The following is a 313-nucleotide window of genomic DNA, read 5'->3' on the forward strand; positions in this document are numbered from 1 at the left end:
CTCGCGCTTCGTGATGCTGGTCAAGGTTGGCGGCAAGGACAGCGACAGCGTCGTCAGCGCATTGATTGCCCGGGTGCAGCATCTGCCGCAGGGGGTGATGGCGTCGCTGACCTGGGACCGGGGAACCGAACTGGCCTATCATCGCAAGTTCACCATCGCCACTGATGTCAGCGTCTACTTCTGTGATCCGAAAAGCCCTTGGCAGCGCGGCAGCAACGAAAACACCAATGGTTTGCTGCGCCAATACTTCCCGAACGGCACGGACCTATCCGTTTACACTCAACATGACCTTGATCAGGTCGCCCTTCGGCTC

1 protein-coding gene is annotated in these 313 nt (G+C 59.1%); it reads left to right on the forward strand.

The window, feature by feature from the left end:
• A partial coding sequence (locus C5F48_RS24645; protein ID WP_107666190.1) for an IS30 family transposase occupies positions 1-313 on the forward strand: 313 nt, incomplete at both ends.

Source organism: Cereibacter changlensis JA139 (genome assembly GCF_003034985.1).
Lineage (GTDB): Bacteria > Pseudomonadota > Alphaproteobacteria > Rhodobacterales > Rhodobacteraceae > Cereibacter > Cereibacter changlensis.